At 77.9% G+C, this 13382-nt stretch carries 14 protein-coding genes; 8 read left to right on the top strand and 6 right to left on the bottom strand.

Annotated features, from left to right (window positions below; genetic code table 11):
- Positions 1-38: 38 nt before the first annotated feature.
- Positions 39-1553, bottom strand: a complete 1515-nt coding sequence (locus ACI79D_RS13515) for a hypothetical protein (protein ID WP_456918937.1) — start codon at positions 1551-1553, stop codon at positions 39-41.
- A gap of 90 nt (positions 1554-1643) precedes the next feature.
- Complete coding sequence (locus tag ACI79D_RS13520; protein ID WP_456918938.1) at positions 1644-2567, bottom strand: hypothetical protein; 924 nt, start codon at positions 2565-2567, stop codon at positions 1644-1646.
- 311 nt (positions 2568-2878) lie between these two features.
- Here ACI79D_RS13520 and ACI79D_RS13525 point away from each other — a divergent pair, with 311 nt between their 5' ends.
- From ACI79D_RS13525 to ACI79D_RS13540, 4 genes are read left to right on the top strand one after another with little or no spacing between them, the layout of a single operon-like run.
- Positions 2879-3628, top strand: a complete 750-nt coding sequence (locus ACI79D_RS13525) for an SDR family NAD(P)-dependent oxidoreductase (RefSeq protein WP_456918939.1) — start codon at positions 2879-2881, stop codon at positions 3626-3628.
- 13 nt (positions 3629-3641) lie between these two features.
- A complete protein-coding gene (locus ACI79D_RS13530) occupies positions 3642-4220 on the top strand; it encodes a class I SAM-dependent methyltransferase (protein WP_456918940.1) in 579 nt (192 codons plus the stop codon).
- 31 nt (positions 4221-4251) lie between these two features.
- Positions 4252-4377 (top strand): hypothetical protein, encoded by a 126-nt coding sequence (locus ACI79D_RS13535; protein WP_456918941.1) that lies wholly within the window; start codon positions 4252-4254, stop codon positions 4375-4377.
- A gap of 11 nt (positions 4378-4388) precedes the next feature.
- Positions 4389-4811, top strand: a complete 423-nt coding sequence (locus tag ACI79D_RS13540; RefSeq protein WP_456918942.1) for a DUF1801 domain-containing protein — start codon at positions 4389-4391, stop codon at positions 4809-4811.
- A gap of 6 nt (positions 4812-4817) precedes the next feature.
- On the opposite strand, the gene ACI79D_RS13545 is transcribed toward ACI79D_RS13540, so the two are convergent.
- The gene (locus tag ACI79D_RS13545; RefSeq protein WP_456918943.1) at positions 4818-5924 is read right to left on the bottom strand and encodes a CapA family protein; all 1107 of its coding nucleotides are present in this window, start codon (positions 5922-5924) and stop codon (positions 4818-4820) included.
- Between the two features lie 5 nt (positions 5925-5929).
- Entirely contained in the window at positions 5930-7225 is a 1296-nt protein-coding gene (locus ACI79D_RS13550; RefSeq protein WP_456918944.1) for a phosphoribosyltransferase family protein, read from the bottom strand.
- Between the two features lie 189 nt (positions 7226-7414).
- On the opposite strand from ACI79D_RS13550, the gene ACI79D_RS13555 reads away from it, so the two are divergent.
- From ACI79D_RS13555 to ACI79D_RS13565, 3 genes are read left to right on the top strand one after another with little or no spacing between them, the layout of a single operon-like run.
- Positions 7415-7609 (top strand): three-helix bundle dimerization domain-containing protein, encoded by a 195-nt coding sequence (locus ACI79D_RS13555; protein WP_456918945.1) that lies wholly within the window; start codon positions 7415-7417, stop codon positions 7607-7609.
- Positions 7610-7653: 44 nt separating this feature from the next.
- Positions 7654-9273, top strand: coding sequence for an ABC-F family ATP-binding cassette domain-containing protein (locus ACI79D_RS13560; protein WP_456918946.1), 1620 nt, complete (start codon positions 7654-7656; stop codon positions 9271-9273).
- Between the two features lie 31 nt (positions 9274-9304).
- A complete protein-coding gene (locus ACI79D_RS13565) occupies positions 9305-9703 on the top strand; it encodes a hypothetical protein (RefSeq protein ID WP_456918947.1) in 399 nt (132 codons plus the stop codon).
- 106 nt (positions 9704-9809) lie between these two features.
- Here ACI79D_RS13565 and ACI79D_RS13570 read toward each other — a convergent pair whose 3' ends face one another.
- Positions 9810-11036, bottom strand: a complete 1227-nt coding sequence (locus tag ACI79D_RS13570; protein ID WP_456918948.1) for an alanine racemase — start codon at positions 11034-11036, stop codon at positions 9810-9812.
- Between the two features lie 114 nt (positions 11037-11150).
- Here ACI79D_RS13570 and ACI79D_RS13575 point away from each other — a divergent pair, with 114 nt between their 5' ends.
- Complete coding sequence (locus ACI79D_RS13575; protein WP_456918949.1) at positions 11151-12488, top strand: D-arabinono-1,4-lactone oxidase; 1338 nt, start codon at positions 11151-11153, stop codon at positions 12486-12488.
- A 4-nt stretch (positions 12489-12492) separates the two neighbouring features.
- Here the strand turns inward: ACI79D_RS13575 and ACI79D_RS13580 are convergent, their stop codons facing one another.
- Positions 12493-13374 (bottom strand): aldo/keto reductase family oxidoreductase, encoded by an 882-nt coding sequence (locus tag ACI79D_RS13580; protein WP_456918950.1) that lies wholly within the window; start codon positions 13372-13374, stop codon positions 12493-12495.
- Positions 13375-13382: the final 8 nt, after the last annotated feature.

Here is a 13382-nt window from a genome sequence, read left to right on the forward strand (position 1 = left end):
CGTCCGGGCCGCCGGGGACGGCTACCGCCGGGGAGCGGTCACGGCTGCGCCCGGTCCCGCCACAGCCGACCGCGGCCGGCCGCCAGCAGGAGCCCGGCCATCGCCAGCAGGCCGGCCGAGGCCGTCAGCGGCCCGGGCGGCGTCGCCGAGGCCGACGCCGTCCGGGTGGCGAGCGCCTGCGGGGAGCCGGTGCCGCAGGCGTCCCCGGTCGCCGCGACCGGGCTGCCGGGATCGCCGGCGGCGTCGTAGCCGGAGGGACCGCCGGAGGCCGGCCCGGTGCCGGCGGCGTCCGCGTCCCCGTCCGGCTGCGAACCGGTGCCGGTGCAGTCGGCGACGGAGGTGCCGCCCGTCCCGGTGCCGCGCGCGGTCCCGCTCCCGTCGGTACCGGTGCCCGGGCCGCCGGTGCCGGACGCCGGCCAGTCAGCGTCCCGGGTGCCGCCGGTCCCGCCGTTCGTGCCGGCGGGGCCGTCCTCCGTGCCGCCGGTGCCGTCGGTCCCGGTGCCGTCGGTTCCGGTGCCGTCGGTCGCGGAGCCGTTCCCGGTCCCCGACGGGCCGGTGCCGCCGTCACCGGGTGGGGTGCCCGTGCCGGTGCCCTCGCCGTCCAGCAGGCCGGACAGGCCGAGCGGCAGGGTGACCCGCACCAGGAGGTCGCTGCCGGTGCCCGTGCCGCCCTCGTCGACCGGGACGGCCAGCACCGTTCCCCCGCCGAGGTCGACGTCGACGGTGCTGTCGGAGGCCGCGTCCCCGCCGACCAGGTCCGGGAGGAGGTCACCGGTCCCGACCGGGAGGCCCAGGGCGGGCTCGCCGTCCGGGTCCTCGTCGGGCCGGCCGGTCCCCAGCAGCCCGCCGACGTCCACCGCGACGGAGTTCCCGGACAGCGGGCCGCCGTCCTCCTCCGTGCCCGGGACCGGCAGGTCCACGGTCGTGGGACGGTCCCCGTCGAGCGAGACAGGCGCCTCCACCACCGTGTCCCTGCCGGCGGCCGGGTCGTCGTCGCCGACGGTCACCGCGTCCGCGAGGTCGAGGAGCACGCCGGACCCGCCCGGCCCCGGCTCGACCGGGTCGGTCAGGTCGACGTCCACCGCGGTGCCCGTGGTCGGGTCGCCGTCGAGGACGTCGCCGAGGTCGCCGGTGACGACCGGGACGGTGACCGTGGTGCCGGCGGTGCCACCGCCGGAGGTGTTCACCGGGACGGTGACGGTGAGGCCGTCGGCGGGGTCGGGCGGCGTGTCGTCGGCCTCGGTGACGCGGACGGGGGCGCTCACCCCGCCGGCGCCGTCGTTCCCGAGCACGGTCGTGCCCGGCTCGGTGTTCGTGTCGACGGGGAGGGTGAGGCCGTCGCCGGCCTCGTCCCCGACGGTCAGGTTCTCACCGGTCCCGGTGACGACCGGGGTCCGGAGGACGGTGCCGTCCTCGACCGGGACGGTCGCGGTCACGCCCAGCACGTCGGCCGTGACGTCGTTCTCGTCGGCTGCGGCGACGCCCGCTCCGGCGGCCAGCAGGCCACCGGTGAGCAGGGCGGTCCGCAGGCCGCGGTGCACCCAACTGTTCATCGCTGTCTCTCTCTCCGGGTCTGAGTGGACACCGGCCCCGGGCGAGGCCGGTGGCGTGCCGTGCCGGCTGGGCGAGCCGGCCCGGGGCACTCAGTCGGGGGAGAAGGACGGGTCGAAGACGGTGTCGCCGGCCGCGTCGCGGGCCTCGGCGGAGCGGGCGCGGGCGGCGGCCAGGACGGCGGCGGGCACGCCCGCGGCCAGGACGGCGCTGGCGGCGTCGGGAGCGGATCCGGCCGGGGCGGCGGGAGCGGCGGACGCCGCCGGGACCGGCGCGCCGCCGCCCGGCCACGGGGCGAGCGGGGCCGCCGGCGGGGTGCCCGGCGCGGTCGCCGCGCGCGGGTGGTCGTGCGCGGCGGCGGGGGTGGCGGCCGGCACCGGCTCTGCGGGCGGCTCGGCCTGCGCGCGGACCGCCGGGCCGACGGCCGCGGGGTGCTGCCCGGCGGCGGGAGCGACCGTTCCGGGAGCCGGCGGCGCTGCCGCGGCGGCGGGCCCGGCGGCGGGCGTGGGGGCCGGGACGGTCGCCGGCTCCGGCGCGGCGACGGGGGTCGCGGGTCGCTCGAGGCCGCCGGGCACCGGCGGGGTCACGGCCGGGACGACGGCCTCGAGCGACGAACGCACCGCGTCGGTGACCGGCGCGACGGCTGCCGCCGCCGACCGGACCGCCTGCGGGACGGCGGCACGGACGGGGGCGACCACCGGCTCGGCGACGGCGCGCACGGCCTCGGTCACCGCAGCGACGGCGGGGACGTCGTCGGCCGGCGCCGCGGCGGTGTCGAGGGGCGCGGTGGCGACCTCGGGGACCTCGGCCGCGAGGGCCCGGGGCAGCGTGTGCGCGGACTCCGCGACCTCGGCGATCGCCGAGGGGACCGGGAGCAGGTGGCGGGGCTCGTCGGCCGCGGCGGACGACGTCCCGAGCAGCCACCACCCCAGACCGAGGCCGCCGAGGAGTGCCGCCCGGGCCAGCACCCGACGCCCGCGGACCGCGCGGGGGAGGGCCGGCGTGCCGTCGGACATCGCTCCCCCTCCTCAGCGTGATCGGTCGCTCACTTGAGGTTAGGAACGCTCCGGCCGAGCCGCGCGTCGAGAACCGTCCCCTCTTCGGGTGGCGCCGCGGCCGATCGGTGACGCAGCGTGACGTCGACCGGCGCCCGCGCCGTTGCGGTACGCCGGGGTCCGGAAGCACCGGCGTGTGACTGCGCGCCGCGAGTGGGTAACGACGTCCACGGACTGCACCCGACGGAAGACCCCACCATGACCCACTCCACCCCGGCCCTCGCACGCCCCGGTCCGGTTCCCCGCTCGGCCCGTCCCGGTCCGGTCGCGCGGTGACGCGGCTGTCCGGGCGCAGGGTCGTGGTCACCGGTGGCGCCCGCGACATCGGCGCGGCGATCGTCCGCACCTTCGCCGCGGAGGGGGCGACGGTGGCGGTCCTCGACCCGCGGGTCGACGAGGCCGCCCGGCTGAGCGAGGAGGTCCGCGGGCGCTCCTACCGCGTCGACCTGTCCGACGTGACCGACACCCGGGAGGCGATGGAGAAGGCGATCGCCGGCCTCGGCGGGATCGACGTCCTGGTCAACTACGCCGGGGTGCAGCGGTTCGCGCCGTTGCTCGAGATGGACCCCGCGGAACTGGGGGAGCCGTTCGCCATGCCCGCCCAGTCGATGCTCGTCGCCATCCAGGCCGCGGCCTGCGCCATGATCGGGTTCCGGGCGCCGGGGGACGACTGCGCCGGCAAGGTCGTCAACGTGGCGACCCCTGGCGGCACCGCCGGCGGCGGCCAGGCGCACTACGCGGCATCGAAGGCCGCCGTCATGGCGCTCACCCGGGCCGCCGCGCACGAGCTCGGCCCGCACGGCATCACCGTCAACTGCCTGTGCCCGGGGCACGTCGTCGAGCAGGCCGCCGCCGGGACGCGCAGCCGCCCCGAGGTGGCCACCTGGTCGGCGCTCTCCCCGCTCGGCCGCCTCGGCGAGCCGCAGGACGTCGCCCGCGCGGCGCTGTTCCTGGCCTCCAGCGACGCGGACTACCTGACCGGCGACGCGCTCAACGTCGCCGGCGGCATGGTCCTGCACTGACAGACTCCCGGTCGTGCAGGCAGCCGACTGGGACGCGCGCTACGCCGAGCAGCAGCAGTGGTCGCCGGGGCCGAACGCGCTGGTGGCCGAGCTGCTGGCGGAGCTCCCGCCCGGGGCCGCGGTCGACCTGGCGGCGGGGGAGGGGCGGCACGCGCTGTGGCTGGCCGAGCGCGGCTGGCGGGTGACCGCCGTCGACTTCTCCGCCACCGGGCTGGCCCGCGGGCAGGGCCGGCCGGGCGCCGAGCGCGTCGAGTGGGTGACCGCCGACGTCCTGACCTGGGACACCGCGCCCGGCTCGCTGGACCTGGTGCTGGTCGCCTACCTGCACCTGCCGGAGCCGGACACCACCGCCCTGCTGCGCCGGGCGGTCGGCTGGCTGCGGCCCGGCGGCCGGCTGCTCGTCCTGGGCCACGACGTGGCGAACCCGGAACACGGCGTCGGCGGCCCGCAGGACCCGGCGATCCTGGCCAGCGTCGACCGGCTCGCGCCGGTGGCGGAGCTTCTCGACGTCGACCGGCTCGAGCAGGTCCGCCGGGACACCCCGGCCGGCACCGCGCTGGACACCCTGCTGTGGGGACGGCGGAGGAACTGAACGGTCCCCACCCGGCGGTACTGTGCCGCCCGTGATGGGGATGGGCGGTGCCGGTGGCCGGCGGGCCGAGCGGCGACGGCGGCTCGTCGCGGCGGTGGTCGTGCTGGCGCTGGTGCTCGCGGCCGGGGCGACGGTGCTGTCCCTCGCTCTCGGCTGAGGAGGCGGCGCATGAGCGACATCGAGGAGTGGTTCGCCGCGGCGGGTCCGCGCGAGGAGGAGCTGCGCCGGACCGACGCGCTGGTCACGGCCGCCGCGCCGGGGATCGACCGGCAGCTGGTGCCGGTCGGCAGCGGCCGCATGCTCGGTTACGGGCTCATGCCCTACCGACCGCGGTCGGCGAAGGAGACGACCACGTGGCCGCTCATCGCGCTCGCCGCGCAGAAGCGGCACCTGTCGCTCTACGTGTGCGCCGTCGTCGACGGGGAGTACCTGCCCGAGGCGCGGGCCGAGCGGCTCGGCAAGGTCTCCTGCGGCAGGAGCTGCATCCGGTTCACCTCGCTGGACCGGGTCGACGAGGCCGAGCTCAGCGCCCTGGTGCGCGACGCCGTCGCCGCGACCGCGGCCGGGCAGAACGCCTACTCCGCCGCCTGACCGCCGCTAGGGGCGGCCGACCAGCTCGCCGTCCGGCGTCGGCGCCAGCCGCAGCGCGGACCGGCTCCCGGCACGGCTGAGTCGCTCGGCCAGCTCCGCCGCGTCAGCGGCCGGCGCACGCTCCAGCCGCATCCGCCGTGCCCGCAGGACCGTTCCCCGCAGCTGGGTCAGGGCGCCGTCGGGGCCGAGCGTGACCAGCCACGCGACCCGCAGGTCCGGCCGGTGGTGCTCGTGACCGCCGATGCCCTCGTAGTCGTCGACGAGGTCGCCGCACCCGTGCAGCACCAGCCGGCCGCGGTGCACCTCGGCCGGGCGCGGGTGGTGCGAGGAGTGGCCGTGCACCACGTGGACCCCGCCGTCGACCAGGCGGGCGGCGAACGGCGGCTGCTCCGGGGGTACCGGCCAGCCCCAGTTCGACCCCCAGTGCACCGAGGCGACGACGACGTCGTCCGGGCGCCGCACCGCCGCCACCCGGGCGAGGACGCGGTCCGCGGCGGCGTCGCTGAGGCGGTCGAGGAAGGCGACGCCGCCGCGTCGTCCGCTCGCCGCCCAGTCCGCCGGGATGCCGCTGGACGGCGTCCCGAAGGCGGTCACCACCAGGCGGCGGCCGCCGCGCAGCGGAACGACCGCCGGCGCCCACGCGGCCTCCTCGTCCGCTCCCGCCCCGGCGACCCGCAGCCCGGCCGCGGCGAGTGCAGCGAGGGTGTCGGCCAGGCCGCGGGGGCCGAAGTCGAGCACGTGGTTGTTGGCCAGCACGCAGACGTCCGGGCGCACCGCGGCCAGGCACGGCAGGTTCGCCGGGTGCACGCGGTAGCAGACCGGCTTGCCGGGCGCGAAGTCCCCGTCGGCGGTCACGCTGGTCTCGAGGTTCACGATGCGGGCGTCCGGGGCCGCCGCGTCGAGCACGGCGAGCAGGTCGCCCCAGGGCGCGGCCGGGGGCAGCGGGCGGGGGATCGGCCCGTTGACCTCCTCGGCGAGGCGGACGTAGGTGCGGGCGTCCCGGACGGCCCGCTCGCGCAGTTCCGGGTCGGCCGGGCAGGCGAGCACCTGGTCGACGCCGCGGCCGAGCATCACGTCGCCGCTGAGGAACAGCGTCACCGGCCGGCCGGTCACCGTGCTCAGCCGCTGTGCTCGCGCGTGCGGGTCAGGTGGGCGGCGAACCAGTCGCGGGCCAGCTCCGCGGCCGCCTGCAGCGTGCCGGGCTCCTCGAACAGGTGGGTGGCGCCCGGGACGACGGTCAGCCGGTGGGTGCACCGCAGCCGTTCGGCCGCCTGCCGGTTGAGCTCGAGCACCTGCGGATCGGCGCCGCCCACGATCAGCAGCGTCGGCGCCCGGACGTCGCCCAGCCGCGCCCCGGCCAGGTCCGGGCGGCCGCCGCGGGACACCACGGCGGCCACGCGGTCGTCGTCGGCGGCCGCCACCAGCGCGGCGGCGGCCCCGGTGCTGGCGCCGAAGCAGCCGATCGGCAGCCCCTGGACCGCCGGGCAGCTGCGCAGCCACGCGATGACCTCGCCGAGGCGGGCGGCCAGCAGCGGGATGTCGAAGACGGTGCCGCGGTCGGCCTCCTCGGCCGGGGTGAGCAGGTCGAACAGCAGGGTGGCGAGGCCCGCGGCGTGCAGGACCCCGGCGACGTGGCGGTTGCGCGGGCTGTGCCGGCTGCTGCCGCTGCCGTGGACGAACACGACCAGCCCGCGGGCGCCCGCCGGCACGGTCAGGGAACCGGCCAGCAGCACCCCGCCGGCGGGCACCTCGACGTCCTCGACCCGGTCGGCGCGGGCCGGGGTGCGGCCCGCCCGCAGCAGCTCCACCACCTCGTCGTCCCCGGTCGGGCGGAAGTCCGCGTAGAACTGCCCCACCGCGACGAACCGGCGGGGGACCTCCAGGCAGACCAGCTCGTCGACCTCCGGCTCCAGGGACCGGGTGCCCTCGCGGGCGCACACCGGGGCGGCCAGGACGACGCGGGCCGCGCCCTGCGCCCGGACGACCATGCAGGCCGCCCGCGCGGTCGACCCCGTGGCGATCCCGTCGTCCACGACGACCGCCGTGCGGCCGGCAAGCGGCACCGGCGGCCGGTCGCCGCGGAACGCGCGGGCGCGCCGCTCCAGCTCTGCCCGCTCCCGCCGCTCCACCCGCGCGAGGTCGGCCGGCCCGACGCCGGCCAGGGCGACCACCCGGCGGTCGACCACCGTGACGCCGCCCTCGCCGACGGCGCCCATGGCGAGCTCCGGCTGGACCGGCACGCCGAGCTTGCGCACGACGACGACGTCCAGCGGCGCGCCGAGGGCGCGGGCGACCTCGGCGGCCACCGGGACCCCGCCCCGGGGCAGGCCGAGGACGACGACGTCGCCGCCGCGCAGGGCGTCCAGGCGCCGGGCCAGCCGCCGCCCGGCCTCCCGGCGGTCCGGAAACGGCACGAGCCACCTCCCGCCCCGATGCTCCGCGCCTGCCCGGGCGGCCGACAGGGGACGTTGGTCCCAGATGGAGCCCGGGGGACCTAGGTCCCTGGTCCCGCGCGGGAGCGCCCGTCACGGTGGAGCGGACCACCGACGGGTGCAGATCGCCGCCCGTCCTCCCGCCCCAGGGCCCCACGGAGGCGCTCCCGCATGACCGTGACCGACGACCCCGCCGTCGACCAGGCCGTCGCCCGGCTCGCCGACGAGTTCCAGACGCGACTGCGGCCACAGGTGATCGGCACCGTGGTGCGCAACTGCCGGCGGGACCTCAGCGGCGTACCGGCCACGGCGCTGCCGGAGCTGGTCGAGCGTCTGGCGCGGGAGCGGCTGCTGTCGGTCGCCTGAAGGCCCGGGCGTAACGCGGTTGCGGCCGTCCGGACGATGTCCGGGTGGGCTACGTCGACGTGACCGGGGTGCGACACACCCTGCCCGACGGGCGGGTGCTGCTCGACGACGTCTCCTTCCGGATCGGTGAGGGCGCCCGCGCGGCGCTGGTGGGGGAGAACGGCGCGGGCAAGACGACGCTGCTGCGGATCGTCGCCGGCGACCTCGTGCCCGAGGCCGGCGCGGTGGCCCGCAGCGGCGGGCTCGGCGTGATGCGGCAGTTCATCGGGTCGGTGCGCGACGACACGACGGTGCAGCGGTTCCTCGTCGAGCTCGCCCCGCCCGCCGTGCGCGCCGCCTGGGACGCCGTCGAGGCCGCCGAGCTCGCGCTCATGGAGACCGACGACGACGCCGCCCAGCTGGCCTACGCCGACGCGCTGGCGCAGTGGGGCGACGCCGGGGGCTACGACGCCGAGGTCACCTGGGACACGGTGACCGTCGCCGCGCTCGGCGTGCCCTACGACGGCTGCAAGTACCGCGAGCTGTCCACGCTGTCCGGCGGGGAGCAGAAGCGGCTCGCCCTGGAGGCGCTGCTGCGCGGGCCCGACGAGGTGCTGCTGCTCGACGAGCCGGACAACTACCTCGACGTCCCCGGGAAGCGCTGGCTGGAGCAGCGGCTGCTGGAGACCCGCAAGACGGTGCTGTTCGTCAGCCACGACCGCGAGCTGCTGGCCCGGGTCGCCGACCGGGTGGTCACCGTCGAGGGCGGGTCGGCGTGGGTGCACGGCGGCGGGTTCGCGACCTACGCCGACGCCCGGACGGCGCGGCACGACCGGCTCGCCGAGCTCCGCCGGCGCTGGGACGAGGAGCACCAGCGGCTGGTCGAGCTGGTCCGCACGCTGCAGCAGCAGGCGGCCAACTCGCCGGACATGGCCTCCCGCTACCGGGCGATGCAGACCCGGCTGGCGAAGTTCGAGGCGGCCGGGCCGCCGCCGGACCGCCCGCCGGAGCAGCGGGTGGCGATGCGGCTGCGGGGCGGGCGCACCGGCGTCCGGGCGGTCATGGCCGAGCAGCTGGAGCTCACCGGCCTGATGCGCCCGTTCGACCTGGAGGTCTGGTACGGCGACCGGGTCGGCGTCCTCGGGGCCAACGGTGCGGGCAAGTCGCACTTCCTGCGGCTGCTGGCCGGGCAGGACGTCGGGCACACCGGCTCGTGGCGGCTGGGTGCGCGCGTCGTCCCCGGCTTCTTCGCGCAGACCCACGCGCACCCGGAGTGGCTGGACCGCACGCTGGTCGACCTGCTGTGGCACGGGGAGCCCGGCCGGCCGGGGGTCGACCGGGGCCGCGCGATGGCCGCGCTGCGCCGCTACGGCCTGGCCGAGCAGGGCGACCAGGAGTTCCGGACCCTCTCCGGCGGGCAGCAGGCGCGCTTCCAGGTGCTGCTGCTGGAGCTCTCCGGCGCGACCCTGCTGCTGCTCGACGAGCCGACCGACAACCTCGACGTCCTCTCCGCGGAGGCACTGGAGGAGGCGCTGGCCGCGTTCGAGGGGACGGTGCTCGCCGTGACCCACGATCGCTGGTTCGCCCGCTCGTTCGACCGGTTCCTGGTCTTCGGCGCCGACGGCCGGGTGTACGAGTCGGCCGAGCCGGTGTTCGACGAGACGCGGGTCGCCCGCACCCGTTGACCGTCAGGCTAGCCTGACGGATGCTGGGTGCATGGTCGACGTGGACACCCTCGAGCGGGAGCACACGCTGCAGACCGCCGTCCGCCGGTACGAGGAGCTGCGCACGCGCGACTCGCTGGCCGATCCGGACGACGCCGGCGGCCCGCGCCCGCTGGACCGCGGCGAGGCGCTGGAGCTGCTGGCGCTCGGTGAGGTGATCGCCCGCCGGGCCGGCCAGGGGCGGCAGCTCACCGTGCGGACGGCGAGGTCGGCGGGCGCGTCCTGGGCCGAGATCGGGCAGGCGCTGGGTACCACCCGCCAGTCGGCGTGGGAGGCCCACCGCCGGTGGATCGACGGCCAGGCGGCGCAGCACGGCACCGTGGGCGAGATCGGGTTCGACGCGGCCGACGCCGCGGCGGCCCGTGCCCTCGCCGGGGACCCGGAGGGCTGACCGGTCGTTGATCACGGGCTTGTCGCTGTCCCGCCCGGCGTGTCCTGCCGTGTCGGCTGCAACAACCCCATGATCAACGCGGGGAGGGGGGCGGAGGGGGCCGTCCTCAGCCGAACGCGCGGCCCTCACCGCGGTAGGTCGGCACGGTGCCGGTGAGCGCCTCGCCGGCGACGGTGTGCAGGACGTCGACGTGCTCGCACAGCTCCCCGGCCTTGGCGTGGCGGAACCACACCCGGTCGCCGACCCGCAGCTGCGCCGCGCCCGGCCCGCGCAGCGGCGTCTGCACCTCCCCGGCGCCCTCGGCGCGCAGCAGCCGCAGCCCCGCGGGGAACACCGGGGAGGGGGCCCGGTCCGCGCCGGGCGGGCCCGACGCGATCCAGCCGCCCCCGGCCACGGTCACGGTGCCCGGCGTCGGGACCCGGGTCACCGGCAGGGCGAACAGCGCGGCCGGGCGCGCGGTGAAGGCACGGTACCCGTCGAACAGCGTTGGGCAGAACAGTCCGGAGCCGGCCGCCAGCTCGGTCACCGAGGGGTCGGCCGCGGTCCGCTCCAGGCTCCCGGTGCCCCCGCCGTTGACGAACTCCAGCGGGGCCACCTCCCTGACCGCCGCCACCGCGGCCGCCCGCCGGCCGGTGAGCTCCCGGGCCGACAGCGCCTGCACCCCGCGCACGGCCAGGCCGCGCGCGGGGCGGCCCGGCGGCGCGTCCGGGACGCCGGCGATCTGCGCCTCGTAGGCCATGAGCCCGACCAGCCGGAACCCCGGGCGGGCCACGACGGCGCGGGCGAGCGCGGCGGCCTGCGCCGGCTCGTGCACGGGGGAGCGGCGCACCCCGACGTGCACCCGGCCGCCGGCGGCCCGGAACGAGGCGTCCACGTCGAGGCAGACCCGCACCGCCGGTCGCCGTCCGGGCGGGACGACGGAGTCGACGAGGTCGAGGTGGTCGGTGGAGTCGACCACGACCGTCACCCGCGCCGCGGCCGCCTCGTCGCCGAGCAGCCGCCGCAGCGCCGCCCGGTCCACCGACGGGTAGGCGACCACGGCGTCGTCGGTGACCGGGTCCGCGCCGCCGGCCAGCCACAGCGCCTCGGCCAGGGAGTAGGCGAGCACGCCGGCGAAGCCCGGCCGGGCCAGCACCCGGCGCAGCAGCGCCCGGCTGCGCACCGACTTGCTGGCCACCCGGATCGGCCGCCCACCGGCCCGCGCGACGAGGGCGGCGGCGTTGGCGTCGAGCGCGTCGAGGTCCACCACGGCCAGGGGTGGGTCCAGATCGGCGGTGGCCCGGTCCAGCCGGGTGCGGGCCGCCTCGGCCGGGCGCGGGCGGACGGCGGTCACGCGGGCGAGCGTGGCCGCCCGACAGCGGAGGGTCAACCCCATGGACGGGCCGTTGACCTGCGCAGTCCCGCCCGGGCAGAGTGCCGGGGTCCGATCGCGGCGGAGGAGGTCGGAGTGGCGGCTGGACCGGCGGAACCCGCGGACGTCAGACGGTGGCGCAACTGGGCGGGCAACCAGCGGGCCGAGGCGGTGGTGGTGGTCCACCCGACGTCCCCGGACGAGGTGGCCGCCGTCCTCTCCGCCGCGGCCGACGCCGGCCGGCGCGTGCGGCCCGTCGGCAGCTGCCACTCCTCCTCCGCCATCGGGCGGCCCGAGGACGTCGCGCTGGTTCTCGACGAGCTGTGCGGCGTCTCGGTGGGCGACGACGGCCTGGTCACCGTGGGTGCGGGGACCCCGCTCTACCGGCTCACCGCGGAGCTCGCGCGCACCGGCTGGGCGCTGACCAACCTCGGCGACATCGACCGGCAGACCGTCGCCGGCGCGCTGGCCACCGGCACGCACGGCACCGGTGCGCGCTTCGGCGGGCTGGCCACCCAGGTGCGCGCGCTGGACCTGGTGACCCCGGCCGGCGAGCTGCTGCACTGCGACGCGCAGACCCACCCCGAGGTGTTCGCCGCCGCCCGGGTGGGGCTCGGCGCGCTGGGCGTGGTGACGGCGGTGACCCTGCAGGCCGAGCCGGCGTTCGCGCTGCACGCGGTGGAGGGGCCGGGCCGGCTCACCACCGCCCTGCGGGGCTTCGAGGATCTGATGACCTGCACCGACCACGTCGAGTTCTACTGGTTCCCGCACACCGACGCGACGCTGGTCAAGTGCAACACCCGGGTCCCGCTGGCGGAGGGGCTCGACCCGCTGCCGCGGTGGCGCGCGGTGTGGGACGACGAGGTCCTGGCCAACGCGGCCTTCGCCGGGGTGGTCGCGGCCGGACGGCGGGTGCCCGCGCTGGTGCCGCCGCTGGCCCGGGCCTCCGCCCGCGCGCTGGGCGCCCGCAGCTGGACCGACCACTCCCACCGGGTCTTCGTCAGCCGCCGGCGGGTGCGCTTCCTCGAGATGGAGTACGCCGTTCCGCGGTCGGAGGCGCCGGCGGTGCTGGCCGAGCTGCGGCGGGTGCACGAGGCCGGCGACTGGCGCACCGCGTTCCCGGTCGAGGTCCGGCTGGCCGCGGCCGACGACATCCCGCTGTCGACCGCCTCGGGCCGCGACACCGCCTACGTCGCCGCCCACGTCCCGGCCGCGACCGACCCGGGCCCCTGGTTCGCCGCGCTGGAGGCGATCGCCGGCGCGGTCGGCGGGCGCCCACACTGGGGCAAGCTGCACGGCCTGGACGCCGACCTGCTCCGGCAGCGCTATCCCCGGTTCGACGGGTTCCTCGCCGTCCGCGACCGGCTCGACCCGACCGGCGTCCTGGCCAACGACCACCTCGACCGGGTGCTCGGCCCGGCGCCCGGCCGCTGACCCCTCACGCCGTGGGCGTGCCCCCGATGGCGTCGAGCTCCTCGAGCTCGCGGGGGCCGAGCACCAGCGCGGCCGCGGTCAGGTTCTCCTCGAGGTGGGCCACCGACGAGGTGCCGGGGATGAGCAGCACGTTCGGGCTGCGGGCGAGCAGCCAGGCCAGGGCGACCTGCATGGGGGAGGCCTCCAGCCGGCGGGCGACCGTCTCCAGCGCCGCCGACTGCAGCGGGGTGAACCCGCCCAGCGGGAAGAAGGGCACGTAGGCGATCCCCTCGCGGGCGAGCGCGTCGATCATCGGGTCGTCGTGCCGGTGCACCAGGTTGTAGTGGTTCTGCACGCAGACCACCGGCGCGATGGACTGCGCCTCGGCCAGCTGCTGCGTCGTCACGTTGCTGACGCCGAGGTGTCGGACCAGCCCCTCCCGCTGCATCTTCGCCAGGGCCTCGAACGGCTCGGCCAGCGAGCGCTCCACCGGCTCGGCGAACCCGGGCATCCGCAGGTTCACCACGTCCAGGGCGTCCACGCCCAGGTTGCGCAGGTTGTCCTCGACCGCCGAGCGGAGCTCGTCGGGGGAGAGGGCCTCGGGCCAGCCGCCCTCGGGCGTCCGCCGCGCCCCCACCTTGGTGACGATGACGAGGTCGTCGGGGTAGGGGTGCAGCGCCTCGCGGATGATCTTGTTGGTGACGTGCGGGCCGTAGTAGTCGCTGGTGTCGATGTGGTCCACGCCGAGCTCGACCGCCCGGCGCAGGACGGCGACGGCGGCGTCGCGGTCGGCCGGTTGGCCCATGACGTGCGGGCCGGCGAGCTGCATCGCGCCGTAGCCCAGCCGGTGCACCGACCGGTCGCCGAGGGGAGCCTGTCCGGACCGTTCCGCCGTGATGGAGGTCATGAGGGGGC

The organism is Geodermatophilus sp. SYSU D00708, assembly GCF_054050115.1.